29 protein-coding genes are annotated in these 23544 nt (G+C 40.1%); 25 read left to right on the top strand and 4 right to left on the bottom strand.

Features of this window, described 5'->3' with window-relative positions:
• The first annotated feature begins 39 nt into the window (after positions 1-39).
• The 12 genes from AC0VXV_RS15900 (at position 40) to AC0VXV_RS15845 (ending at position 12940) form a co-directional block, all read left to right on the top strand.
• Positions 40-729 (top strand): CoA transferase subunit A, encoded by a 690-nt coding sequence (locus tag AC0VXV_RS15900; RefSeq protein ID WP_475529154.1) that lies wholly within the window; start codon positions 40-42, stop codon positions 727-729.
• Complete coding sequence (locus AC0VXV_RS15895) at positions 716-1360, top strand: 3-oxoacid CoA-transferase subunit B (RefSeq protein WP_475529152.1); 645 nt, start codon at positions 716-718, stop codon at positions 1358-1360. Before AC0VXV_RS15900 ends, AC0VXV_RS15895 begins: the two co-directional genes overlap by 14 nt.
• Positions 1357-2682 carry an MFS transporter gene (locus AC0VXV_RS15890; RefSeq protein WP_475529151.1) on the top strand — a complete coding sequence of 442 codons (1326 nt, stop codon included), beginning with the start codon at positions 1357-1359 and terminating at the stop codon, positions 2680-2682. The genes AC0VXV_RS15895 and AC0VXV_RS15890 overlap by 4 nt, the downstream gene beginning before the upstream one ends.
• Before the next feature lie 209 nt (positions 2683-2891).
• Positions 2892-4937 carry a catalase gene (locus AC0VXV_RS15885; protein ID WP_475529150.1) on the top strand — a complete coding sequence of 682 codons (2046 nt, stop codon included), beginning with the start codon at positions 2892-2894 and terminating at the stop codon, positions 4935-4937.
• A gap of 135 nt (positions 4938-5072) precedes the next feature.
• On the top strand, positions 5073-6629 hold the full coding sequence (locus AC0VXV_RS15880) for an ATP-binding protein (protein ID WP_475529149.1): 1557 nt from the start codon (positions 5073-5075) through the stop codon (positions 6627-6629).
• A 4-nt stretch (positions 6630-6633) separates the two neighbouring features.
• Positions 6634-7329: a response regulator gene (locus tag AC0VXV_RS15875; protein WP_475529148.1), complete on the top strand. Its 696-nt coding sequence runs from the start codon at positions 6634-6636 to the stop codon at positions 7327-7329.
• Between the two features lie 94 nt (positions 7330-7423).
• On the top strand, positions 7424-8737 hold the full coding sequence (locus AC0VXV_RS15870) for a CitMHS family transporter (RefSeq protein ID WP_475529147.1): 1314 nt from the start codon (positions 7424-7426) through the stop codon (positions 8735-8737).
• A 309-nt stretch (positions 8738-9046) separates the two neighbouring features.
• The gene (locus tag AC0VXV_RS15865; RefSeq protein WP_475529146.1) at positions 9047-9826 is read left to right on the top strand and encodes a transporter substrate-binding domain-containing protein; all 780 of its coding nucleotides are present in this window, start codon (positions 9047-9049) and stop codon (positions 9824-9826) included.
• A gap of 51 nt (positions 9827-9877) precedes the next feature.
• Entirely contained in the window at positions 9878-10516 is a 639-nt protein-coding gene (locus AC0VXV_RS15860) for an amino acid ABC transporter permease (RefSeq protein WP_475529145.1), read from the top strand.
• Complete coding sequence (locus AC0VXV_RS15855; RefSeq protein ID WP_475529144.1) at positions 10513-11241, top strand: amino acid ABC transporter ATP-binding protein; 729 nt, start codon at positions 10513-10515, stop codon at positions 11239-11241. Before AC0VXV_RS15860 ends, AC0VXV_RS15855 begins: the two co-directional genes overlap by 4 nt.
• A 139-nt stretch (positions 11242-11380) precedes the next feature.
• Complete coding sequence (locus AC0VXV_RS15850; RefSeq protein ID WP_475529143.1) at positions 11381-12253, top strand: NERD domain-containing protein; 873 nt, start codon at positions 11381-11383, stop codon at positions 12251-12253.
• A 63-nt stretch (positions 12254-12316) separates the two neighbouring features.
• Complete coding sequence (locus AC0VXV_RS15845; RefSeq protein ID WP_475529142.1) at positions 12317-12940, top strand: GIY-YIG nuclease family protein; 624 nt, start codon at positions 12317-12319, stop codon at positions 12938-12940.
• Positions 12941-13067: 127 nt separating this feature from the next.
• Here the strand turns inward: AC0VXV_RS15845 and arr are convergent, their stop codons facing one another.
• Positions 13068-13484 carry an NAD(+)--rifampin ADP-ribosyltransferase gene (arr, locus tag AC0VXV_RS15840; RefSeq protein ID WP_475529141.1) on the bottom strand — a complete coding sequence of 139 codons (417 nt, stop codon included), beginning with the start codon at positions 13482-13484 and terminating at the stop codon, positions 13068-13070.
• Positions 13485-13635: 151 nt separating this feature from the next.
• On the opposite strand from arr, the gene AC0VXV_RS15835 reads away from it, so the two are divergent.
• The 5 genes from AC0VXV_RS15835 (at position 13636) to AC0VXV_RS15815 (ending at position 16912) form a co-directional block, all read left to right on the top strand.
• Positions 13636-14106, top strand: a complete 471-nt coding sequence (locus AC0VXV_RS15835; protein WP_475529140.1) for a peptide-methionine (S)-S-oxide reductase — start codon at positions 13636-13638, stop codon at positions 14104-14106.
• Between the two features lie 203 nt (positions 14107-14309).
• On the top strand, positions 14310-15485 hold the full coding sequence (locus tag AC0VXV_RS15830; RefSeq protein ID WP_475529139.1) for an endonuclease: 1176 nt from the start codon (positions 14310-14312) through the stop codon (positions 15483-15485).
• 92 nt (positions 15486-15577) lie between these two features.
• Positions 15578-15790 carry a phosphoglycerate mutase gene (locus AC0VXV_RS15825; RefSeq protein ID WP_339195772.1) on the top strand — a complete coding sequence of 71 codons (213 nt, stop codon included), beginning with the start codon at positions 15578-15580 and terminating at the stop codon, positions 15788-15790.
• Between the two features lie 98 nt (positions 15791-15888).
• Complete coding sequence (locus AC0VXV_RS15820) at positions 15889-16203, top strand: excinuclease (protein ID WP_475529138.1); 315 nt, start codon at positions 15889-15891, stop codon at positions 16201-16203.
• Positions 16204-16291: 88 nt separating this feature from the next.
• Positions 16292-16912 carry an NAD(P)-dependent oxidoreductase gene (locus tag AC0VXV_RS15815; protein WP_475529137.1) on the top strand — a complete coding sequence of 207 codons (621 nt, stop codon included), beginning with the start codon at positions 16292-16294 and terminating at the stop codon, positions 16910-16912.
• Here AC0VXV_RS15815 and AC0VXV_RS15810 read toward each other — a convergent pair.
• Both AC0VXV_RS15810 and AC0VXV_RS15805 read right to left on the bottom strand, forming a co-directional pair.
• Positions 16909-17184: a CC/Se motif family (seleno)protein gene (locus tag AC0VXV_RS15810; protein ID WP_475529135.1), complete on the bottom strand. Its 276-nt coding sequence runs from the start codon at positions 17182-17184 to the stop codon at positions 16909-16911. The two genes, AC0VXV_RS15815 and AC0VXV_RS15810, sit on opposite strands and share 4 nt — an antisense overlap.
• A gap of 305 nt (positions 17185-17489) precedes the next feature.
• A complete protein-coding gene (locus AC0VXV_RS15805; protein WP_475529134.1) occupies positions 17490-17870 on the bottom strand; it encodes a PH domain-containing protein in 381 nt (126 codons plus the stop codon).
• Positions 17871-18047: 177 nt separating this feature from the next.
• Here AC0VXV_RS15805 and AC0VXV_RS15800 point away from each other — a divergent pair, with 177 nt between their 5' ends.
• Positions 18048-18452: a DUF2512 family protein gene (locus AC0VXV_RS15800; protein ID WP_475529133.1), complete on the top strand. Its 405-nt coding sequence runs from the start codon at positions 18048-18050 to the stop codon at positions 18450-18452.
• Positions 18453-18548: 96 nt separating this feature from the next.
• Here AC0VXV_RS15800 and AC0VXV_RS15795 read toward each other — a convergent pair whose 3' ends face one another.
• Positions 18549-19001 (bottom strand): HEAT repeat domain-containing protein, encoded by a 453-nt coding sequence (locus tag AC0VXV_RS15795; protein ID WP_475529132.1) that lies wholly within the window; start codon positions 18999-19001, stop codon positions 18549-18551.
• 439 nt (positions 19002-19440) lie between these two features.
• Here AC0VXV_RS15795 and AC0VXV_RS15790 point away from each other — a divergent pair, with 439 nt between their 5' ends.
• The 7 genes from AC0VXV_RS15790 to AC0VXV_RS15760 all read left to right on the top strand — a co-directional run bounded on the left by AC0VXV_RS15790 (position 19441) and on the right by AC0VXV_RS15760 (position 23541).
• Positions 19441-20178, top strand: coding sequence for an SDR family NAD(P)-dependent oxidoreductase (locus AC0VXV_RS15790; protein ID WP_475529130.1), 738 nt, complete (start codon positions 19441-19443; stop codon positions 20176-20178).
• Between the two features lie 160 nt (positions 20179-20338).
• Positions 20339-20605 carry a glycerate kinase gene (locus tag AC0VXV_RS15785; RefSeq protein ID WP_475529129.1) on the top strand — a complete coding sequence of 89 codons (267 nt, stop codon included), beginning with the start codon at positions 20339-20341 and terminating at the stop codon, positions 20603-20605.
• Complete coding sequence (locus AC0VXV_RS15780; RefSeq protein ID WP_475529128.1) at positions 20548-20736, top strand: glycerate kinase; 189 nt, start codon at positions 20548-20550, stop codon at positions 20734-20736. Before AC0VXV_RS15785 ends, AC0VXV_RS15780 begins: the two co-directional genes overlap by 58 nt.
• Positions 20690-20971 carry an SLC13 family permease gene (locus AC0VXV_RS15775; protein WP_475529127.1) on the top strand — a complete coding sequence of 94 codons (282 nt, stop codon included), beginning with the start codon at positions 20690-20692 and terminating at the stop codon, positions 20969-20971. The genes AC0VXV_RS15780 and AC0VXV_RS15775 overlap by 47 nt, the downstream gene beginning before the upstream one ends.
• Positions 20972-21241: 270 nt before the next feature.
• The gene (locus AC0VXV_RS15770; protein WP_079524307.1) at positions 21242-22042 is read left to right on the top strand and encodes a transporter substrate-binding domain-containing protein; all 801 of its coding nucleotides are present in this window, start codon (positions 21242-21244) and stop codon (positions 22040-22042) included.
• Between the two features lie 62 nt (positions 22043-22104).
• The gene (locus tag AC0VXV_RS15765) at positions 22105-22764 is read left to right on the top strand and encodes an amino acid ABC transporter permease (RefSeq protein ID WP_475529126.1); all 660 of its coding nucleotides are present in this window, start codon (positions 22105-22107) and stop codon (positions 22762-22764) included.
• Between the two features lie 36 nt (positions 22765-22800).
• Positions 22801-23541, top strand: a complete 741-nt coding sequence (locus tag AC0VXV_RS15760; RefSeq protein WP_475531477.1) for an amino acid ABC transporter ATP-binding protein — start codon at positions 22801-22803, stop codon at positions 23539-23541.
• Positions 23542-23544: the final 3 nt, after the last annotated feature.

The raw sequence follows: 23544 nt of genomic DNA, 5'->3' as shown, positions 1-23544 counted from the left end.
TAGACTGCAGTCTAGTTTATAAGATGAGGGGGGTCAAAATTGAAAAACAAAGTCATCCAAAATCTTTCAGAACTAAGTGGGTTATTCAAGGACAACCAGGTTATTTTAGCAGGGGGCTTCGGCTTGTCAGGTGCACCATTGACGATTATCGATCAAATGGCTGAAACCGATGTGAAGGGATTACATGTAGTTAGTAATAATTTAGGTGATCATGGGATTGGGTTACACAAGCTGTTTTTACAAGGGAAAATTGAAAAAGCAATTGGTTCATTTTTTACAATGAACAGAGAGGCAGTTATTGCTTGGTCGGAAGGTAAGTTAGAAATTGAACTTTTGCCACAGGGAACATTAGCGGAAGCGATTCGTTGCGGAGGCGCGGGAATTGGCGGCTTCTATACGAAAACGGCTGTAGGCACTGAGTTGGCAATCAATAAAGAAGAGCGAGTTATCGATGGAGAAACGTATATTTTTGAAAAAGCGATCAAGGGTGATGTAGCCATTATTCGTGCGAAAGCAGCAGATCGTCTAGGAAATTTAATTTATCATACAACTGCCAGAAACTTTAATCCAATGATGGCAACTGCGGCTGAAACGGTCATCGTGGAGGTTGATGAAATTTTAGAGGTAGGTGAGTTAGATCCTGAGGCAATTGTAACACCACATGTTTATGTAGATTATATTGTGCAGTCTAACTATGTGAAAGAGGGATATCGCTATGTCAGCATTTGATCCACGGGCAGTTATCGCTAAACGCATTGCACAGGAGTTGCAGGATGGTCAAATCGTGAATTTGGGCATCGGAATCCCTACATTAGTGACTTCTTACATTGAAGGAAAAGATGTCTATCTACAATCAGAGAATGGCTTATTAGGAATGGGACCACCTCCTTCAGAAAGCCAGATTGATGCAGATTTAATTTCGGCAGGAAAAGAACCCGTTACGATTACAAAAGATGCATCATTTTTCAGTAGTGCCGATTCTTTTGCAATGATCCGAGGAGGTCATATTGATGTAGCTGTATTAGGGATTTTACAGGTGAACCGTTTTGGTGAAATTGCCAATTGGTCTGTACCGGGGCAACCGATTTTAGGTGTAGGTGGAGCAATGGACTTAGTAGTAGGGGCTAAAAAGGTAATTGCAGCCGCAACATTGTTTACAAAAGATGGCGAGCCAAAAATTGTAGAAAGCTTAACTTATCCGAGAAGCGGTATACGCAGGATAGAAATGCTTGTAACTGAATATGCGGTATTTGAATTTGAAGAAGAAAAAGTAATTGTGAAGGAATTGTTAGGTGACCTTACGATTGAACAATTGCAAGACCGATTAAAAATTCAGTTAGATATGGGGGTAAAGCTATGAATGAAAGCGCTTTAGCGAAACAGACGACAAAGAAAACGATGACTCGTATTTTACCGTTTATTTTAATCCTGTATATCATTGCCTACTTAGATCGTGTAAATTTAGGGTTTGCCGCATTAGAAATGAATGCAGATTTAGCATTAACTGCTGAAGTTTTTGGTCTACTATCGGGTATCTTCTTTATCGGTTACTTCTTCTTTGAAGTTCCTAGTAATATGATTATGCATAAAGTAGGGGCAAGAATTTGGATTGCGCGTATAATGCTTTCTTGGGGAATCATTGTTATTCTGACTGGGTTTGCGCAATCAGCTACACATCTTTACATTTTACGCTTTTTACTAGGTGTTGCGGAAGCCGGATTCTTTCCTGGTATTATTTTATATTTAACTTATTGGTTCCGTGAACGTGAGCGTGGTAAAGCGACAGCTGTTTTATTGTTAGCCTTGCCGATTGGAGGATTAATCGGTGCTCCGTTATCAGCCTGGATTATTGATAACATTGCTTGGGCAAGTTTAGAAGGATGGCGCTGGATGTTTATTTTAGAAGGGATTCCAGCATTAATTTTAGGTGTGATCACGTTAGTTTATTTAACGGATCGTCCAAGTAAAGCGAAGTGGCTTACACAAGAAGAGATTAAATGGCTGGAAGGCGAATTAGAGGGAGAGCGACAAGCAGCGTTAAGATTGAATAAGCCGTCTAAACTGGAGATGCTAAAAGATGCAACTGTATGGAAGTTAGCGATATTCTATTTTGCTGGCTATACAGGAGTATACGGTTTGTCATTCTGGGTGCCAACGATTATTAAATCACTATCTGCAATCAATGCAACGAATATGGAAATTGGTTGGATGGCTATGTTACCATCGTTAGTCGGTATACCTGCCATTATCTTTACCGGGCTTAACGCTGACCGGACAGGAAAGCATAAACAGCATTTAGTAGTATGTTTGCTCATTGCTACGGTCGGTTTTGTAGGTTGTGCCCTTGCCACGACGCTATGGCCAATGGTTGCTATGTTATCACTTGCTTCAGCAGGACTATACGGCTTTACGGGTAGTTTCTTTGCTTACTTAACATTCTTCTTCACCGAGTCAACAGCACCAGTAGGAATTGCACTTGTTAACTCATTTGCAGCACTTGGTGGATTTGTAGGACCAACAATTTTAGGTATGTTTGTTTTAGAGACAGGCATGTTTGCACTGGCAGTTATTTTAGTTGTCGGTATCCTGATTTTATTAACAATGCCGAAAGCGAATATCGAAATTGAAGCAGAAGGCAATAAAGAAGTACGTGTAACAACTTCCGGAAAACGATTAACCTAAATTAGGTGTACCCTAAAAAGACTGATTATTCTGTATTTAATATAAAGTGCTGTTCGGTGAGAAATGACCGGGCAGCATTTTTTTAGTAATAGCCCTCTCGCGTTTAAACACCGATGTCCGTTTATTTTTATGCTATTTCCAAATACAAATGGCTCTTTACATAAATTATTTCATGGACTCATACCATTTAATGTTGAGGAGGGATATGGATGGATGAGCAAAATGACCGCAAGAACAGTAAAGACGAACAATTAGATATTTTTCGAACAGATGATAGGGGAAAAGATCTTACAACGAATCAAGGATTAAAAGTGTCGGAGGATGAATTCTCATTAAAAGCTGGCGTGAGGGGCCCAACTTTACTTGAGGATTTTCATTTTCGTGAAAAACTAACGCATTTTGACCATGAGCGAATTCCAGAACGCGTTGTTCATGCACGTGGCTTCGGTGTGCATGGGGAGTTTCAGTTATACAAAAGCATGAAAAATTATACAAGAGCGAAATTCTTTCAGGATACAACTAGAAAGACGCCTGTATTTGTTCGATTTTCTACTGTCAATGGATCACGTGGTTCTGCGGATACCGTACGTGATGCGAGAGGATTTGCAACGAAATTCTATACCGAAGAAGGGAACTATGATCTAGTCGGCAACAATATTCCGGTCTTTTTCATCCAAGATGCCATCAAATTTCCGGATCTTGTACATGCATTTAAGCCGGAGCCTGATAATGACATACCGCAAGCCTCGACTGCCCATGATACGTTTTGGGATTTTGTCGCGAATAACCAGGAATCTGCCCATATGATAATGTGGATCATGTCAGACCGCGCCATCCCACGCAGTTTCCGTATGATGGAAGGATTTGGTGTGCATACGTTTCGTCTCGTCAATGAGGAAGGAAAAGCACATTTTGTAAAATTCCATTGGAAGCCTTTATTGGGATCGCATTCTTTAGTATGGGACGAGGCTCGTAAACTGGCGGGTATTGATCCGGATTTTCATCGGAATGATTTATGGGGTGCGATTGAAAACGGCTTTTTCCCTGAATTCGAACTAGGTGTTCAGATTCTTGCTGAAGAGGACGAATTCAGTCTCGGTTTCGACATCCTTGACGCGACAAAGATTTGGCCAGAAGAAGACATTCCTGTAAATATTATCGGAAAGATGACGTTAAATCGGAATGTAGATAATTTCTTTTCGGAAACAGAACAGGTTGCTTTCCATATGGGGAATGTCGTACCAGGGATTGATTTTACAAATGATCCATTATTACAAGGACGGCTATTTTCGTATTTAGATACACAATTACTTCGTCTGGGCGGACCTAACTTTCATGAGATTCCGATTAACAGACCGGTTGTCCCATTCCATAACAATCAGCGGGAAGGCTTCCATCGACAGACGATTAATCTTGGGAAAGTAAGTTATCACCGAAACTCATTAGCCGGGAACACTCCGTCACCTGTAAGTCCGGATAAAGGCGGGTATGCCTCTTATCAGGAAAGGGTGGACGGTGTGAAAATCCGAGCTCGAAGCGAAAGTTTTGCCGATCACTTTTCACAAGCAACACTTTTCTGGAACAGTATGAGCCCACCTGAAAAGATGCATATCATCGAAGCGTTCAGTTTTGAGCTAAGTAAAGTGAAAAGTGACTCTGTTAAACAGCAGGTAGTGAATATGTTCGCCAATGTAGATATGCAACTAGCAACCGCCTTTGCAATAAATATCGGGTCACAACCTCCGACAAGGGGCGGTTCGGCTGTAACAAAGTCCTCCCCGGCACTCAGCCAGGAAAATACAGTGAAATCCGTACAAACACGGAAAGTAGCAGTTATTTTGACAGAGGGTTTCAATGGTCCGGAAGTTAACTACGTGCTCTACCAATTGATTAACCAAGGCATTGTTCCGGGAATTATTAGCGAACATATTGGGATTGTTCACGGAACAGAGGGAGTGGTCGTAAAAGCCGAATACACCTTCTTAACTGCAAAATCCGTACTGTTTGATGCTGTTTATATGGTAAGGGGAAGTAACACAAACGTCATGTTCAACAAGGATGCAGCCTACTTCATTGATGAAGCCTATTCACATTACAAGCCAATAGGTGCGACTGGCGCGGGTATTGAATGGCTGCGTGTTAATCAGATTTTAGGTCAGCCGGGTGTCATAACAGGAACAGATATGCAGGAGTTCGCAACCCAATTCATTGAAGCCATAGCAGTCCAACGGTTCTGGTACCGTGAATTAGCATAAGTAATAAATACACGTAAAACCTTACGCACAAAAGGTTTTGCGTGTTTTTTTGAGGTAATCTCATCGTGATTCCTGTTAAACGAGATCATTGTACATGGTAAACTATTAAAAACACTAGGCAAAGGAGAGACCCTCATGATAAATCGCCTAAAACAATCACTAACAACCCGTCTTCTTATAACGATCAGCGGTATCGTATTTACGATTTGTGTGCTGTTTTTGTTGTTAATCAATCACTATCTGGATAAATCGATACTGGAGGAGATGGGGGAGAAGGCGTTAACGAGTGCTTACTTGATTGCTGGACGGCCGGATGTCGTTTCTGCATTTTCTGCGGAAAATCCGTCTTCCATTCTTCAGCCGATTGCAGAAGATATACGAAAGCAGACCGGTGCGAGTTTTATCGTGATAGGGAATGAGCAAGGAATTCGCTACACCCATCCGAATACTGAAAAGATTGGCCTGTCGATGGTCGGTGGGGATAATGATTCGGCGCTTATTAACAAAGAATCCATTGTTTCGGTCACAACGGGTTCAATGGGGGAATCGATCCGCGGGAAAGTGCCGGTCATAGTTGACGGCAATGTTGTCGGGGTTGTTTCGGTCGGATTTTTAACGAAGGAAATACAAGGGACAATTGATACCGCCTTTTTCAGTTGGCTTCAAATCACGCTCCTCCTCGCGGTTTTCGGGATTGTTTGCGCAGTGTTGTTATCGCTTTATGTAAAAGATCAGCTGCTCGGAATGCAGCCGGCACAAATTGCCAAACTTTATTCGGCGTATCATACAATACTTGAGGAAACGACGGATGCGGTAATCTTAACGACATTGAATAATGAAGTGGTGATTTCCAATTCACGTGCAAAGAAACTTCTTTCACCACTGACAGAAGGTATTTCATTACAGAAGCTGCTTCCGGAACGGCTATTTAAAGAAGAGGTCATTCGGGCACTAGAAATTCCGTTGCAGCAGCAGGAGATGATTATTACAAAAACGCCATTGAAACACGAGAAGCAGCTCGGCTATTTATATATTTTACGGGCTAAGCTTGAATACGAAACGGTCATTAATGAGCTGACATTGGTGAAGCAGCAGGCGCGGATGCAACGAGCAAAAACACATGAATTTGCGAATAAATTACACGTTCTTTTAGGCTTGTTAAAGCAATCCCATATTGATGAGGCGATTGCATTTATCAGGCAGGAGCAGCAAGACTCAACGAAACAGCAGCAGGCACTTGCAACCCAGCCTTCGATATTGCTGCAGGCGTTACTCGAAGGGAAAATATCGGAAGCAAAAGAGCGCGGCATTACGATTACAATCGAAACAGAGGACGTATTAATCGATTATAATGATGAAGAAGTGGATGCATTATTAACCGCATTAGGGAATGTTCTGCAAAATGCGATGGATGCTTTGGATCAAACAAACATACCGGACAAGCAAACTAAGCTGTTTATTCATCAATATCGCCATGAGCTGATGATTGAGGTGCATGACAATGGACCGGGAATTGATGAAGAAACGGCGAATCAGATTTTCACCCTAGGGTTTACGACAAAGGACGGCTATGATCGGGGTTATGGCCTGGCAATTAGTAAACAGGCGCTTGAAAAAGTCGGCGGCTCACTGTTAATAGAAGAAAGTGATTTAGGCGGGGCCTGCTTTTTAATCATTTTACAAAGGAAGTGATTCAATGGAAATTTGGTTACTGGAAGACGATTTTCGCATTGCGGCGATTCATGCTGACTATATTAAAGCGATTCAGCCGGATGCACAAGTACAGCAATTTTTAACGGGGGCCTCATTAAAGGAAGCACTCCTACATAAAACACCACCAACCGTCCTGTTGATGGATTTATATATTCCGGATATTACAGGCTATGAACTCGTTGCGTATGTACGGACACAATTTCCGAATATCCCTATCATTATGGTGACGGCAGCGGCTGAGCGTGCACATGTGGAAGCATTATATGCATATGGTGTATTCGATTATATTGTGAAGCCGTTTGATGAAGCAAGACTGCAAAAATCATTCCAGCAGTTTCATCGAATGCAATCTGCTTTGCAAAAGAATACACATTTCTCGCAACAAGACCTGGATACGCTGTTTTTCCGTCAAAATCATTCGATGACGACTGAAAAGGCACTGCCGAAAGGGATCGATACCTTTACGCTCGAACAGGTCATTCACTTATTTAAGGAGCAAGAGTACACAAAATTGACGGCGACACAGTTAAGTGAAGTCATCGGGACAAGTCGCTCGACAGCCCGACGCTATTTGGAATACTTAGTGGAAATGAACATTTTGGAGACGAAACTGCTTTACGGAACAGTCGGTCGTCCGGAACGTAATTATGTCCTCCGTGAAACTTATGAACAAAATTAGCTTTATTGTTTTTATTAAATAAATGAGCACATTCTTCCTCCTAACATAGAATTGTCATAAGATTATAAGAATTCTAAGCAATGGGGGTTGTTGAATGTTAAGTATTATTGGTATTATTACGATTTTAGTTATCGTTACGCTGTTAATTAGCGGACGTGTATCACCAATTGTTGCGATGGTTATTCCGCCAGTAGTGGCAATGTTTGTTGCAGGCTATTCGTTTGATGATTTAGGGGTATTTTTCAATGATGGAATTAGTTCTGTAATCAGTGTTGCCATCATGTTTATTTTTGCAATTATCTTCTTCGGGATTATGCAGGATGTCGGTTTATTCGAACCACTTATCAATAAAATGGTAGCGCTGTCAAAGGGGAATGTCGTGCTTGTGGCAATCGTTACCGTGATAGTCGCGGTTATTGCACAGCTTGATGGTTCAGGTGCTTCTACATTCTTAATTTCGATTACGGCATTATTGCCACTATATGTTCGACTTGGGATGAACCCGTATTTACTTCTATTATTAGTCGGCGGTTCTGCGGCGATTATTAATATGATTCCATGGGGCGGGCCATTAGGGCGTGTCGCTTCCGTTCTAGAAACAGATGTAACAGAGCTATGGCATCCGTTAATTAAAATTCAGGTCATCGGTGTTGTGCTGATGCTGCTACTAGCTGTCTTTATGGGCTTCCGTGAAAAACGCCTGATTGCGAAACGGGCGCAAACAGGACAAACATTGAAATTCGATTTAAGCAACAGTATTTTAAATGCTGAAACAGATGAAACGTTAAAACGTCCAAAACTGATTTGGGCAAATGCGATTTTAGCTATCGTTGTACTTGCTGTATTAATGTCAGGACTTTTACCAGCTGGCTTAGCGTTCCTGATCGGTGTCGCAATCGCTTTACCATTGAACTACCGCACACCGAAAGAGCAGATGGGACGTATTCAGGCACACTCATCGAACGCATTAACAATGGCTTCGATCATTATTGCAGCCGGACTGTTTTTAGGAATTTTAAACGGGACAGGCATGCTAACGGCTATTGCCAATAATGCCGTAAATATTTTACCAAGCTTTTTAGCACAGTACTTACATATTATTATAGGAGTACTTGGGGTACCGTTTGACTTGCTGTTAAGTACGGATGCGTATTACTTCGCGTTGTTCCCGGTTGTTGACCAAATCGGTTTAACATATGGCATCGATTCATTATCGACAGCGTATGCGATGATCATCGGTAACATCGTCGGCACATTCGTATCACCACTTGCACCAGCAGTATGGTTGGCACTAGGTCTGTCAGGTTTGGAAATGGGCAAACACTTGAAGTTCTCATTCTTCTGGATGTGGGGATTGAGTATTACACTACTGATTATTGCGGTTTTATTAGGTATAGTACAAATATAGATCGCTATTTTTAAAGAAGCTCCCTTTAATAGGGGCTTCTTTTTTCGATAGATTGGCGTTGTGTTGGTTTTCGTAGCATCTTTCTCTCTATGACGGCCATATCACTTAATAAATTGGTAAAAAATGATAATTATTTTTAATTAATAGAATCAATTTTCTGACAAATGGAATTTTATAGCAGGAAAATATCCTAAAATAACAAAATAATGATATAAAGAAGGAAAAAAGGACGAAAAAGCTTGTAATGGAAGTTTTTTAATAATAAACTGAATTTAGAAATATCTAAATATAGAATAAAGGGGAAAATTCATGAAAAAGAATCTATTAGCAAGTCTATTACTCGTACCAGCATTGTTATTAGGAGCGTGCGGTGGAGAAGAAACAGAAAAAAAATCAACATCAACTGATTCAGGCAAAGAAGTTTATACAGTAGGTATTGATGTTACATACCCACCATTTGAATTCGAAAAAGATGGTAAATATGTTGGGATTGATGTGGAATTAATCGAAGCAATTGGTGAAGATCAAGGTTTTGAAGTGGAATTAAAAGCAATGGACTTCAAGGGAATTATTCCGGCACTACAAGCAGGGCAATTAGACGTAGCTATGGGTGGAATGAGTATCACGGAAGAACGTAAAAATGTCGTTGACTTCACTGAGCCGTACTTCGATGCAGGTGTGTCACTTATTGTTAGTGAAGCAAATACAGATATTCAATCTGTAGAAGATCTAAAAGGGCAACGTGTAGCAGTTAAAAAAGGAACAGTTGGCGCAAACTATGCGACTTCGATTGCACAAGAAATTGGATTTGAAATGGTTCAATTTGATGATAGCCCATCAATGTTCCTAGAAGTACAAAACGGAAATTCTGTAGCATTATTTGAAGATTACCCAGTTATCTCATATGCAATCGCACAGCAAGATTTACCATTAAAAATTGTTGGTGACCGTTTAAATGATGACAAATACGGAATTGGCGTATTAAAAGGTAAAAACGAAGAGATTCTTGAGAAAATTAATACTGGTCTAGAAAACTTAAAAGAAAGCGGAAAATACCAAGAAATTCTAGACAATTATTTAGCTGAATAAAACGGTAAGCACGCGTATAGCGTGCTTATTTTTAAGAGGAGTGAAATATATATGGAAGTAGCAATCGCTGCGTTACCTTACTTGCTGGAAGGGTTAAAGATGACCCTTTACATCTTTGTTATTGCTATTGTATTAGGGTTTGCTGTCGGTCTTGTCGTAGCATTGTTCCGTTTAGCACCTTTAACAATTTTAAATATCATTGCAAAAGTCTTTGTTAATATCATCCGTTGTACACCAATCATTGTACAATTATTCTTCATCTACTTCGGTGTAACAAAGTTCATTCCGATGGATAATATTACAGCCGGAATCCTTGCGATTTCATTGAATGCCGGCGCTTATTTTTCTGAAATTATCCGTGCTGGAATTCAGTCAATTGATAAAGGACAAACAGAAGCAGCACGTTCACTTGGCCTTTCCGGGGCTCAGACGATGAAGGACATTATTATGCCACAAGCACTTAGAAGAATGCTTCCTACTTTTACGAACCAAGCGATTATTAGTTTGAAAGATACATCGCTATTATCTGTTATCGGTATAGCCGATTTAACTCAAAAAGGGGACATACAGGCTTCTGCTACTTTTGCTGCGTTTGAAATTTGGTTAACTGTCGGAGCAATCTACTTTGTGATTTTATATGCGTTAACATTGTTAAGTAATTACCTCGAAAGGAGAATGGCCCTGCGATGAGCATTATTACCGTGAAAAATCTTAAAAAATCATTTGGGATACTAGAAGTTTTAAAAGATATTTCTACAGAAATTAAAGAAAAAGAAGTTGTCTGTGTTATTGGGCCATCGGGTTCAGGAAAAAGTACCTTTTTACGTTGCTTGAATCGCCTTGAAGAGATTTCAGGCGGTGATGTCATTGTAAACGGTCATGCGATTTCCGCTAAAAATGCAAACTTAAATCAAATTAGACAAGAAGTAGGGATGGTTTTCCAACAGTTTAATTTATTTCCGCACAAAACCGTATTGCAAAATATCACATATGCTCCGCTAAAATTAAAAGGTTTAACGAAAGACCAGGCCAAGGAGCGGGCAATGGAACTGTTGAAAAAAGTTGGTTTAGTAGAGAAAGCCAATGCGTATCCTTCTGAATTATCAGGTGGACAACAACAGCGTGTGGCGATTGCCCGTGCACTTGCTATGCAACCGAAAATCATGTTATTTGATGAGCCAACGAGTGCACTTGACCCTGAAATGGTTGGGGATGTTCTTGATGTTATGAAAGACTTGGCAAGAGAAGGTATGACGATGATCGTCGTAACACATGAAATGGGCTTTGCAAAAGAAGTGGCGGACCGTGTTATTTTTATGGATGGCGGTTACATCGTTGAAGAAAACGACCCAATAGCGTTGTTTGAATCACCACAAGAAGAAAGAACAAAATCGTTTTTAAGTAAAGTATTATAGACAGGTGACAGAAGCCGGTTCGTACATGATTTGTACGGACCGGCTTTTTGTTTGCAATGATTTGTTGATTTTGTTGTAAAAAATGGATAATATGATGTGTGTCTAATTACAAAGAGTAGGATTTTTAAGGGGGAAGGAAATGTTAGTTTTCGGTTTACTTTCATACATATTGGTATTAGTAATTTTGTTAAAGGTGAACACTTATGTAGCACTCGGTTTTATTGTTATAACTTCACTAGTTTCTAATGCTTATTTACCACAGCTGAAAGGATATGTAGGGGAGCGGCGTATTCGCAAAATACTGGAAAGTTTAGGGGAGGAAGTCAAGATTTTTAATGATCTGTATGTCCCGAAAAAGAATGGGGAAATGACGCAGGTCGATCATGTTTTACTTTCGCCGAATGGCATTTTCGTAATCGAAACGAAAAATTATACGGGTTGGATTTTTGGTAGTGAAGATCAAAGAAACTGGACTCAAACAATTTATAAGAAAAAATCGCGATTCTATAATCCAGTCATGCAAAATAACACGCATATTAAAGCATTGCAAAATTACATAAATCTGAATGTGCCAATACATTCAATTATCGTTTTTTCGAATGCAGCAACATTTAAATTCAAGGAACCTTTTCAACAAGCACATGTTATTCAAACAAAGCATTTAAAACGAACAATTAAACAATATACAACACAGGAAATTTCAGGCGAACAACTTAGCCGGATTTCTCAGATGCTCCACACACTCATTCCTGAAACGAAACAGCAAAAGAAGGAAATTAAAAAGCGCCATCTGGAGCATGTAAAAGAGATCGCCAAACCCGCTAAGAAAAAAGTGAGTAAGTTGAAGGCGGAGCCTCTAATTGCCGGACCGGTAATTGTTGAGCCTGCTAGTGTTTCTAAGGATGCTACTTGTCCGAAATGCGGCAATAACTTGGTAATGCGCAATGGTAAGCGAGGCTTATTTTATGGCTGTCAGGGCTTTCCGAAGTGTCGGTTTACGAGGGATTTATGAACATTCTTTATGCTAATATGTAAATAATAATTAGCAATGATTCAAAACAAAGAAGGTGGCATTATGTCAGCAATCGAAATAATGTCCTGGCTGTTCAAGCAAGAAAGCATCAACCAAATTAGTAACAACGAACACTATCTGAACTACCCGGTCATCTACGTGTTAAATGGCAATAAAGAAGCTTACATTGGGGAGACGGTGTATTTTAAAAGCCGGATGAAAGCTCATTTAAGTGCCCGTAAAAATGTCAGTCAGATTAATCTCATCAAGCATGAAAAATTCAACCGTTCGGCAACATTTCATTTAGAAACGAAGCTGATCAATTATTTTCTTGGTGATGAAAAGTATACATTGCAAAACAAAAGTAAAACGGCGAGCGATTTTACGCACAATTATTACGACAAACCGTATTACGATCAGCAGTTGTTTAAAGAAATCTGGCAGAAGCTGCACGAGCAAAACCTGGTTGATCATGAACTGCATGTCATCGAAAACAAAGACATTTTTAAATTGTCGCCGTTTAAAGAACTCTCGATCGAGCAGCTTGAACTGAAAGAAAAGGTACTCGAGTTTTGTGAGAAACAAGTAAGTGCCATTCCTGAAGAGTACGGCAGTTTGTTGGTTATTGAAGGTGAAGCGGGCGTAGGGAAAAGTGTTGTGTTATATTCTAATGAAGCGCGGCATTAAAGGGCTGTACATTTATGCAAGTGATGAAGCATTACGAAATAAGTTATTGACGGGTCAACACCGAGAAAATAGGTAAACCAAAGCCAGGTACACATAAGATTCCTGGTGTACCTGGCTTTTTACCGTCTTAATCGTAAATAACATTTTTCCCTTCATCACTTAACTTCTTTAAAGACGCAAGCATATGATTGATGACATCATCGGAATGACGCTCCCATGAACCTAGTTCGGCTACAATCTTCAAAGGAGATTTCGAACGATAAGAGCGTGTTGGGTTTCCGGGGAATCTTTTGTCGGTAACGTTCGGATCATTTTCAAATTCACCTAATGGTTCCACAATATAAATCCTCTCTTTTGCTGTTGATCTTGCCAACTCAGCACCCCATTTTGCAGCTTCCAATGTTGCCGTGAAATAAATATAATTCGATTTCTTATCTTGGTAATTCGATAAGTGCTGAGGCTCTAACAAATCTCCAATTCGTAGTTCAGCTTTCGTGCCATGAAAAAAAGGACCTCGATCCAGGACATCTGTTTGATCTTTCATAGGACACACCCCTTTCGTTTTGTATATTTCAGTATAGTATGGAAATAGAAAAAGAGTAGTCTAAAAATATTTACCTTGAAATGGTATACTAATAGTAGAGAGTAATGAACGTCATACGTTTCACAAAAGTTTACATAGGGGAGTGACCGAGATGGAAACCGTATATTTTGCAGGCGGCTGTTTATGGGGTGTACAGGCGTTTATAAAAACATTGCCTGGTGTAACATTTACTGAAGCGGGAAGAGCGAACGGAACGACAAACACTTTGGACGGAGATTATGATGGATATGCCGAATGTGTCAAAACCGAATTTGATCCGAATGTTGTATCGATGCAGGAACTAATGGGGTACTTCTTAGAAATTATCGATCCGTACAGTGTGAACAAACAAGGTGAAGATGTCGGTGAGAAATACCGAACAGGTGTGTACAGTGAAAACGAAGCGCACTTGATTGAAGCAAAAGCATTCATTAAAGCAAGACCGGATGCTGACCAGATTGTAGTTGAAGTTCTGTCTCTGACAAACTATGTGAGAAGCGCGGAAGAGCATCAGGACCGATTAACAAGATGTCCAGATGATTACTGCCATATTCCTGAAGCGTTATTAAAGAAATATAAATGAAAAATGAACCTTCCATCTCAAATTTGACTGGAAGGTTTTTTTCGGTCGCATTACTGATTCAATCACATTCTTAACAAGTAAATTATTCATTTAACCATTTTGCGTCAAAATTTTACAGAATATTAACAACTTTATGATAATATAAAAGGGAGTTGGTTAGCCTTTGCTGATTGACCATAAATCGAATGTCTAGGAGGAGAAAAATGGTTAAAAATCGAAATGTACGTCTACTGTTTTCATGGGTACTAATTGTTTTCGTTTTAATTCAGCCTCTTCAATTTACTGTCACGAATGCAGCTTCCGGGGACGGATCATATTCTGCACCTTACTCGGTATCTCAGGCAATCAGCAATCAAAATAACTCCGTAAAAACAGTTCAAGGTTATATCGTAGGACAGCCTACATCAACAACGACAGTCCTTACTAAAAGTTTTCCGAATGACTATGCATTGGCCATAGCGGACAGTGTGAACGAAACGAATACCGCTAAAATAATCTATGTACAAATACCAACTTCTTTCCGCTCTTCTTACGGTTTGAAATCCAATCCTTCATTAATGGGGACAAGTATTAAAATAACGGGAACATTGTCAGCTTACTTTTCTCATCCTGGGTTAAAAAATGGCACTGCATTTACGTTACAGGAAGGAAATCCAACAACTCCTGATCCAACACCGGAACCAAACCCATCAACTGGAAACTATTACGATGCGGCTATTGGAAAAACGGGTGTCGCTTTAAAAACCGCTTTGCATAATATTATTGATGACCATACAGAAATATCATATGCCAATGTTTGGACAGCTCTGCGCAAAACAGATGAAGATCCGAACAATCCGAATAATGTCATTCTTCTTTATACTGGCCGATCCCAAAGCAAATTGACAAACGGCGGGAATGCGAATGACTGGAACCGCGAGCATGTTTGGGCAAAATCCCATGGCGGGTTCGGCACGTCAATGGGTGCAGGAACAGACTTGCATCATTTGCGTCCAACCGATGTCAGCGTCAATGGTACAAGAAGCAATCTTGATTTTGACAACGGCGGGAACGAGCATTCAGAAGCAGCCGGAAACTACTATGACTCGGATTCATGGGAACCGAGAGACAGCGTAAAAGGTGATGTTGCCCGGATGCTGTTTTATATGGCGGTTCGCTATGAAGGGGACAGCGGGGAAGTGGATTTGGAATTAAATAATAAAGTGAACAACGGCTCGGCGCCTTACCACGGGAAACTTTCGGTATTGCTTCAATGGCATAAACAAGACCCGGTCGACAATTTCGAACGGAACAGAAATGAAATTATTTATACAGATTACCAGCACAACCGCAATCCATTTATCGATCACCCCGAGTGGGCATCGGCTATTTGGGAATAAAATAACAAGAAATACTCTCCTTTATGTATATAGAATAAAGGGGAGTATTTTTATGCTTCCTGTTATATAATTTATGGAAGGGAGTGTTATAAATGGGCGAAATAGACATAAGTAAAGAGGCGATCGAAAAGGATTTGGCGTTGATTAAAACGTGTTTAAGACTCATTAATCAAGCGGTGATTTTAAGGGAACGCAGTGGCGAAACCTTTACCCCTTCTGAAAATGAAGAGTTACATATATTAATTTCTAAAATTGATAAGGATTTAAATGAACTTAAAGTGAACATAAATTATGATACAAGGTAAAGGGAGAGCTTTGAACGATCTAAAATCCAGTCTTTTGCCTTAACGTTGCCAACCAACTATAATGAAACGATAGATGGTTTTTAAAGGAGATCTTTTTAATGAATACACGAATGAATACAAGATATAAAATTACACGTCATGACCAAGCAGGCAATCCAACGCTCAGCCTGCAGGAATGCCAAAACTTCTTTGCGGCAAAACCGGATTTCGAATATAGAGATTACTACAGTGTTACACAAGACGGCGTTAATATGAAAATTAACGGCTACTTCTTCATGTGGCATATAGAAGGTCTGGAAATACCGTTCCGTTTTTACGAGAACGAGCTGTATGTTGCGGTGTCACACCCGGCAGTAATGGATAAAACAAAGGAAGTAGCGCGCGGCTTGGAAGCGAATTATATTGAGGGATAATTTCTATTCAGACAGTTGGGACCTGTAATCCGGGGCCGACTGTTTATTTGTTTAGGCTTATCATTTTTTAGGAAAGAAGGTTTTACAAATGAATTTATTAATTTTAGGCGGAACTGGCCGGGTTGGAAGTCACTTAATTAAGACAGCACTTCAGGACGATCATCATGTAACGATACTCGTTCGTACACCGGAGAAAATCCAAATCCAGCATAACAATTTAACGGTTGTTCAAGGCAATGTGCTTAGTAAGGAAGATATTGAGCAGGCGATGCATGGGGCGGATGTGGTGATAAGTGCATTGAATACGGATGGGGGAACGACTCTAACTGATAGCATGCCGCTAATTATCGATGCGATGAAAAAGGAAGGCATTAAACGAATCATCACTATCGGTACTGCCGGTATCCTGCAAAGTCGGGTAAGCTCTGAACTGTTGCGCTACCAGTCAAGTGAATCAAAGCGGAAACTAACCCGTGCTGCTGAAGAACACCATAAAGTGTACGAATTGTTGGAGCAGTCGGGACTTGATTGGACAATTGTCTGCCCTACATATTTGCCTGACGGTGAACGGCTTGGGAACTACCGGACAGAGCGAGACTTTCTGCCGCTAGATGGCAGTCAAATTTCAGTTCCGGATACAGCTGACTTTGCCTATAGTTTATTGCAAAGCGATGAATTTATAAAAGCGCGCGTGGGGGTCGCGTATTAACCTAATTTAGCCGATATCATTTTGAAAATGCCGATGCCTGTAAGCTTCAATGTCATTTTTTCATTATTTGAAAGGTGCTTCTCAACGTAAACAGACAGGTTATCGATTTTAATTTCATTATAGTTATGCACGTCTTTCGGCTTTCCTAAATGGGTCATCAATTCCTGGATAGGAGGTGCGCAGCAAGCGTTAACAGATATAGTTTTTACGGAAACAGGCTTGCCTTTTGACTGCATCCATTTTTTCGTATTTGTATCAAGTTCGATTTGCATGAAGGGTTCCTCGCTTTCGTAGAGAAGTTCTAATATCGCGGCTCAATGTTCTCATAAACTATAAATTGTTCTAATAAAATGTGATTTTCTAATATATATGTACGAACTTCTAATAAGTGTTTCCGATGTTCAAATATGTGCGGCGGAAGTTCTAATAAACTCTAGACATGTTTTAATATAACGGAAAATCTTCTAATATCCGTATTGCTTCTACCATATCATAAATCACAAAATATAAAAGAAACAAAAAACGAACGATTCGGATTCTCCGGAAAAGGAGCATTCAAAATCGTTCGTTTTAATTGTTATGAAGACAAAATATTTTCTGCCAAAACGCGCTGCACAGCATAAATATTCGTCGCTTTGTTAACCTTCTTTTGAAGAGGGACGCTATTGCCGGAAATCCAAATTTTCAACTCTGCATCTAAATCGAAAGTTCCGGCTGTTTCGATCGAAAAATTTGTAATGCTTTTGTACGGAATGGACATGTACTCCGTTTTTTTCCCAGTCATTCCTTGTTTATCAACGAGGATCAAGCGTTTGTTTGTGAAGATAAATGTATCTCGTATCACTTTATAAGCATGCTCGACTACTTCATTACTCGTAATAATTTCGGCAACCTCTTTTTGGATATCTTCTGCCTTCAATTCACTTGCATTGCCCATCAAACCATCAAAAATTCCCACTATGTTCACCTCATCTATTTTTTCCATTCTTTTAAAAGATATACTTGCGAATGATGAAGTTTATTCCAAAATATTAATTTAAATTAAAAAAATATATAATAATTTTCTCTTAAAATGAGTAAAAATATATGAGTTGGGTATTAATGCTGTATAACAAATTTGAAGGAGGAGTTCTATATGAATCATTTGAAAGCTATAGTTATTAAATTTGTGATGATTGCGGCAGTTTTAGGTATTATTCTTGCAGGATTTTTTGATTTCGCATTTAGCGACACATTAGTAATCAGTTTAGTGTTAACACTTTTAGCTTATGTTGTAGGGGACTTAGGGATTTTCCAAAATGCGGGTACTCACGCAGAGCAGGATAAAAGAAATATCATCGCTACATTATCAGATGTACTTCTAGCAGCGATTGTTATTTACTTTATGGCACAAAGCTATTCTGAAAACAACGATAATATTGTAGCAGCAGCCATTGTTTCGGCTGTAGTGATCGGTTTAGGGGAATGGTTCTTCCACAAATATATTGATAGACAAGTATTTGATAGTCCCCATGAAACAGATGCTCAAAGAGATTATTAATAGTTTCGTAATGGCGCTTTCCAATAAGGAGAGCGCTATTTTTATATAATAAACTAAAACAAAAAGAACACGGAAATTAATCCGTGTTCATTGTAATTATTTTCGAGTTGTCGTTGTTTCCCACATATCCTTAAGCCAAGCGTCAAACTGTGCGCCTTTTTCGCCTTCATATGTGTTGTAAATATCGATACGCATTTTTTCCAATTTTACTTTGAAGTTTTCGTACGTGTGGTCCGCAGGCAAACTCTTCTTAATACGTTTGAAAATTTTGCGCAGGTCTTTGAACAATTCGCCTTTAGGTGCTTCCGACTGTTCCACTTGATGACCCATTTTCTTTAACTGTTTTGCCGCAGCATCACGAACTTTTGTTACTAAATCCGCTTTCGCAACATATTGCAAAATTTTAATCGATTCATCCGCTTTGATTTTCGCTAACTCCTGAACTGCTTCTAAACGTGCTTCCCAGTCTGCTGTACGATTTACGGCCTTCTTTAATTCACTGAAATTTTCAGGTAATTGTTGTGCTGATTCTTGATTTTGTTGACTCATTATTTTGTCTCCTTTGTCATTGCCTTACTAGCAATGATCCGCTCCATCTATTATAGCATGAAAGTGAGGCAATTACTCGTTCTACTAGATGTGCGGTCTCGATTGCAGAGAGGCTGATTTTCTAATAAAGCTCTCCATTGTTCTAATATCCCAAAATTGTTCTAATAAAAGTGAGAAGTTTAATATAAATCCTATTTTTTCTAATAAGTGCTCTAAATATTCAAATAAACCCCGTCAATGTTCTAATATCCAATACAACACTTCTAATATGTTCCCAAACTTTTCTAATAAAATCCCACCCCACAGTCAACAGGAAAAAAAGCGCCCGACTAACTAAGATCTTCTAATAAACCCCGCCCCGGCACAACCTCAAACACGAAATCTCAACCCATTTCAGTTACACTCTTACTAAGCAATTTACAAAGGAGGAATTCAACAAATGTTTCCAAACAAAACTGTTATCGTAACAGGGGCAGCGCAAGGAATCGGGCGCTCCGTAGCAACTCATTTTGCAAAAGCCGGTGCAAATGTTGTCATCGCAGATATCGAACATGACTTAGGTGTCCAGCTGGCTGGGGAACTCCAAAAAGAAGGGTACTCCGCAATCTTTGCAGAGACAGATGTGCGCAGTGAAGAGAGTGTACGTCAATTGATGGAAATGGTAGCAACCCGTTTTGGCGAGATCCATATTTTGATCAATAATGCAGGAAAAGGGAAATGGATTTCGCCGCTGGAATTATCGCTTGACGACTGGAATGACATCATCAATACGAATTTGCGCAGTGTCTTTTTATGTTCGCGTGAAGCGGCAAAACGGATGAACAGTGGCGGAGCGATCATCAATCTTGCTTCAACACGTGCAGTCATGTCCGAACCGAATTCAGAAAGCTATGCCGCAACAAAAGGCGGAATCCTTGCCCTGACACATGCATTGGCGAGTTCGTTCAGTGAGCTTAATATTACAGTGAACAGCATCTCGCCGGGCTGGATTGAAACAGGGGATTACAATGCCCTCAGACCGTCCGACCATAACCAGCATTTTTCAAACCGTGTTGGCAAACCGGATGATATTGCCCGCGCCTGTCTGTATTTAGCGAACCCGGAAAATAACTTTATTACCGGGACAGATCTGACAATCGATGGCGGAATGACGAAGAAAATGATTTATGAAGAATAGTAGATTGACCAAAATGGCGCGTTCCTGCAAGAAGGAACAGCGCCATTTTCTATTAAAAAAAGCACTCTCCGTTCTATCATCGTAATTTAATACAGTTCTCAGTATTTTCTAATTTTGGGATGGTACATTTACAACTAATAAATTTTGGAGGGATGTTGAAATGAAAATTGTAATCGTACCATCGGGGTTTAAGGAATGTTTGGACGCAGAGGATGTCGCGTTAGCAATGGAGCGTGGGGTAAGACGATTTGACCCGACCGTTGATTTGGAAGTAATGCCAATGATTGATGGTGGTGAAGGGTTCGTAAAGACGATTGTTCGTTTAAGATTGGCTGCGGAGATTCAGGTACATCGGACGGAGGTGCAGGGATGGCACAAGCATTGGGCATTCGGTTTTTGGACGAAAACAAGCAAATCATCCATGTGAACGGCGGGGGAGATTTGATGGCGGTAGAATCTATTGTAACGGAACACCTTGATCCACGGGTAAAGAACAGCAGGGTGGGTGGCGATGGCCCTCATTGCATTTATTATTTTAATGAATGCGGCAGAACCTGATTTATTGTACAACTCATTATTTGAGAAAGTCGTGTGGCTCATGATCGGCGCGTTTATTATCGGGGAGGCCGTTAAAAGAGCTGGACTTGCCGAGCGACTAACACTGTTCATCTTAAGTAAATCAAACAAAAAAGAGAATGTCGTGCTCGGGCTAAGTACGGTATTGTTTACATCGGCCTTCTTCATCCCTTCAACATCAGGGCGGGCAGCATTATCGGAACCTCATAAAGATTAGCGCCATTTTAATGCCCCTTTATATATTCATCATCATGCTGTTCTACTTTACTTTTTGGCAATGGACTGGCATGCAATTATAAAGTTAGTGTCAATTTTCCATTTGGGGAAATTGACACTTTTTTTCTGCATTTTGCACATTTTCTAGCTTTTATTAACTAATAGTTCTAAATTTAAACATTGTTCAGAAAATAAAGATTGTTTTTATTATTACCCTGTTATAATATAAAGCTTATTAAATAACTAGGAATTAACAGTGGAGGCATTTAGCATGAAAAAATTACTATCAATTGTTACATTATCAGCGCTTGTTTTAGCAGCATGTGGTGGTGACAAATCGGAAGAAAACGCAAGCGAGGCAAAAAATAAATTAGAGGAAATCCAGGCAGACGGAAAAATCCAAATCGGTCTTGAAGGAACATTCCCTCCATTTAGCTTCCATGATGAATCAGGAGCATTAACAGGCTTTGAATATGAGATTGCTGATCAAATCGCAAAAGACCTTGGTGTTGAAGCGGAATATGTTGAAACAAAATGGGATTCTTTAATTGCAGGTTTAGATACAGATAAATACGATTTCGTTATTAACAACGTATCGATTACAGATGAGCGTAAAGAAAAGTACGACTTCTCAACCCCATATATGAAATCAGAAGCGGTAGTTGCTGTACATACAGATAACACAGAAATTAAAGAGCCGGCTGACATGGACGGCAAAAAATCTTCACAAACAATTACAAGTAACTTTGCCCGGGATGCAGAAGCGCTTGGTGCAGAAGTTGTTGCTACAAATGATTTAATGAGTTCAATCGAGCTTGTTGTACAAGGCCGCGCAGATGGAACAATCCATGACCGCGTGACATTCCTGACATACTTGCAGGAACAGCCAGACACGAAGTTGAAAGTCCTGGACGGTGCGATCAATTCAACTGATATCGCATTAATCTTAAATAAAGAAAACGATGAATTCCGTGAGAAGTTAAATGAAATTATTAAAGAACGTACAGAAGACGGTACATTCGAAGCAATTTCGGAAAAATATTTCGGTGAAAATGTTATTTCAAACAACTAATGGAAAGGTCGTTTCGACGGCCTTTTTTACGTGGATTTAACTATAGAAAGGAGTGTTAGTGGATGAGTAGAGAAATGGATATTTTACTTAACTCGATCTGGCCGATTTTAAAAGCAGGACTTCTTGTTACCATTCCGCTATCGCTCATTGCCTTTGCCATAGCATTAGTCATCGCAGTCGTGACGGCACTGGCTAGAATCTCAAACTATAAAGTATTACGCTGGATTTTCGGTACTTACGTCTGGGTATTTCGTGGAACACCATTATTGGTGACATTGTTTATCGTATTCTTCGGTCTTCCGAAATTGGGGATTACTCTTGATGCATGGACAGCGGCTATTATTACATTCTCTCTGAATACGGGCGCCTATGCATCTGAATCGATTCGAGCTTCGATTTTGGCCATCCCAAAAGGACAATGGGAAGCAGCAGAATCTCTCGGTATGACGTATTGGCAAATGATGCGACGAGTTATCGCACCGCAGACTGTCCGAATTTCATTGCCTTCAGTAGCCAATGATTTTATCGATTTAGTGAAAGGCACATCCTTAGTTGCGAGTATCACACTGGCGGACTTATTCATGGTCGGGCAGCAAATTACCGCACGTACATATGAGCCGCTAATGATTTATTCACTTTGTGCGGTCATCTATTTAATCTTTATTAGTATATTGATGGTCATTCAAGGCCGCCTGGAAAAGTACGCATCGAAGTATGTATAAGAGTGTCAAGTGAAGCGCTAGAAGGGAGGGCTTATTATCGTACAATTTCAGCAAATGTCGAAGTTCTTTGGCGAGAACGAGGCATTGAAAAATATCAATTTAACATTTCATGAAGGCGAAACAACAGTTATTTTAGGTCCATCCGGTTCAGGGAAGTCAACGCTGTTACGCTGTATCAATTTATTGGAGCGACCTGAAAAAGGAATTTTGACAGTCGGCAACCAGACAGTTGAACTGAACAAGCCGATCTCTCAAAAGAACCTACTTTCAATTCGTCAAAATTCGGCGATGGTATTCCAAAGCTTTAATCTGTTTCCGCATATGAAGGTGCTTGAAAATGTGATGGAAGGGCCGGTTACCGTTTTAAGGAAAGATAAAGCGGCTGCAAGACAAAAGGCGCAGCAATTATTGAAGAAGGTTGGCCTGAGTCATAAAACAGATCAGTATCCTTCGCAACTATCCGGCGGGCAGCAGCAGCGTGTCGCCATTGCAAGAGCATTGGCAATGGAGCCGCAGTTTTTACTGTTCGATGAGCCGACGAGTGCACTGGATCCCGAGCTTGAGGGGGAAGTGCTGAAGGTGCTGAAGGATTTGGCGGAGGAAGGCAAGTCGATGATTATCGTAACGCATAACCTAAATTTCGCGCGTGAAGTGGCGGACCGGATTTTATTTCTGGAAAACGGCGAAATCGGCTATGACGGTGTAACCGAAAACTTCTTTACAGCGAACAACAACGAACGGATTCAACAATTTATAAAATCTATGCAATTTATCTAACTA

The organism is Solibacillus sp. iso_87 (genome assembly GCF_056173085.1).
The sequence above is the reverse complement of the archived record's forward strand: the minus strand, read 5'-3'. Positions and strand labels throughout refer to the sequence as shown.

Excerpts from the sequence above, each read along its gene's own strand:
- AC0VXV_RS15895 (WP_475529152.1), top strand. The coding sequence starts at position 716 with ATGTCAGCATTTGATCCACGGGCAGTTATCGCTAAACGCATTGCACAG.
- AC0VXV_RS15890 (WP_475529151.1), top strand. The coding sequence starts at position 1,357 with ATGAATGAAAGCGCTTTAGCGAAACAGACGACAAAGAAAACGATGACT.
- AC0VXV_RS15885 (WP_475529150.1), top strand. The coding sequence starts at position 2,892 with ATGGATGAGCAAAATGACCGCAAGAACAGTAAAGACGAACAATTAGAT.
- AC0VXV_RS15880 (WP_475529149.1), top strand. The coding sequence starts at position 5,073 with ATGATAAATCGCCTAAAACAATCACTAACAACCCGTCTTCTTATAACG.
- AC0VXV_RS15875 (WP_475529148.1), top strand. The coding sequence starts at position 6,634 with ATGGAAATTTGGTTACTGGAAGACGATTTTCGCATTGCGGCGATTCAT.
- AC0VXV_RS15870 (WP_475529147.1), top strand. The coding sequence starts at position 7,424 with ATGTTAAGTATTATTGGTATTATTACGATTTTAGTTATCGTTACGCTG.
- AC0VXV_RS15865 (WP_475529146.1), top strand. The coding sequence starts at position 9,047 with ATGAAAAAGAATCTATTAGCAAGTCTATTACTCGTACCAGCATTGTTA.
- AC0VXV_RS15860 (WP_475529145.1), top strand. The coding sequence starts at position 9,878 with ATGGAAGTAGCAATCGCTGCGTTACCTTACTTGCTGGAAGGGTTAAAG.
- AC0VXV_RS15855 (WP_475529144.1), top strand. The coding sequence starts at position 10,513 with ATGAGCATTATTACCGTGAAAAATCTTAAAAAATCATTTGGGATACTA.
- AC0VXV_RS15850 (WP_475529143.1), top strand. The coding sequence starts at position 11,381 with ATGTTAGTTTTCGGTTTACTTTCATACATATTGGTATTAGTAATTTTG.
- AC0VXV_RS15845 (WP_475529142.1), top strand. The coding sequence starts at position 12,317 with ATGTCAGCAATCGAAATAATGTCCTGGCTGTTCAAGCAAGAAAGCATC.
- arr (WP_475529141.1), bottom strand. The coding sequence starts at position 13,484 with ATGAAAGATCAAACAGATGTCCTGGATCGAGGTCCTTTTTTTCATGGC.
- AC0VXV_RS15835 (WP_475529140.1), top strand. The coding sequence starts at position 13,636 with ATGGAAACCGTATATTTTGCAGGCGGCTGTTTATGGGGTGTACAGGCG.
- AC0VXV_RS15830 (WP_475529139.1), top strand. The coding sequence starts at position 14,310 with ATGGTTAAAAATCGAAATGTACGTCTACTGTTTTCATGGGTACTAATT.
- AC0VXV_RS15825 (WP_339195772.1), top strand. The coding sequence starts at position 15,578 with ATGGGCGAAATAGACATAAGTAAAGAGGCGATCGAAAAGGATTTGGCG.
- AC0VXV_RS15820 (WP_475529138.1), top strand. The coding sequence starts at position 15,889 with ATGAATACACGAATGAATACAAGATATAAAATTACACGTCATGACCAA.
- AC0VXV_RS15815 (WP_475529137.1), top strand. The coding sequence starts at position 16,292 with ATGAATTTATTAATTTTAGGCGGAACTGGCCGGGTTGGAAGTCACTTA.
- AC0VXV_RS15810 (WP_475529135.1), bottom strand. The coding sequence starts at position 17,184 with ATGCAAATCGAACTTGATACAAATACGAAAAAATGGATGCAGTCAAAA.
- AC0VXV_RS15800 (WP_475529133.1), top strand. The coding sequence starts at position 18,048 with ATGAATCATTTGAAAGCTATAGTTATTAAATTTGTGATGATTGCGGCA.
- AC0VXV_RS15795 (WP_475529132.1), bottom strand. The coding sequence starts at position 19,001 with ATGAGTCAACAAAATCAAGAATCAGCACAACAATTACCTGAAAATTTC.
- AC0VXV_RS15790 (WP_475529130.1), top strand. The coding sequence starts at position 19,441 with ATGTTTCCAAACAAAACTGTTATCGTAACAGGGGCAGCGCAAGGAATC.
- AC0VXV_RS15785 (WP_475529129.1), top strand. The coding sequence starts at position 20,339 with ATGAAAATTGTAATCGTACCATCGGGGTTTAAGGAATGTTTGGACGCA.
- AC0VXV_RS15780 (WP_475529128.1), top strand. The coding sequence starts at position 20,548 with ATGGCACAAGCATTGGGCATTCGGTTTTTGGACGAAAACAAGCAAATC.
- AC0VXV_RS15775 (WP_475529127.1), top strand. The coding sequence starts at position 20,690 with ATGGCCCTCATTGCATTTATTATTTTAATGAATGCGGCAGAACCTGAT.
- AC0VXV_RS15770 (WP_079524307.1), top strand. The coding sequence starts at position 21,242 with ATGAAAAAATTACTATCAATTGTTACATTATCAGCGCTTGTTTTAGCA.
- AC0VXV_RS15765 (WP_475529126.1), top strand. The coding sequence starts at position 22,105 with ATGAGTAGAGAAATGGATATTTTACTTAACTCGATCTGGCCGATTTTA.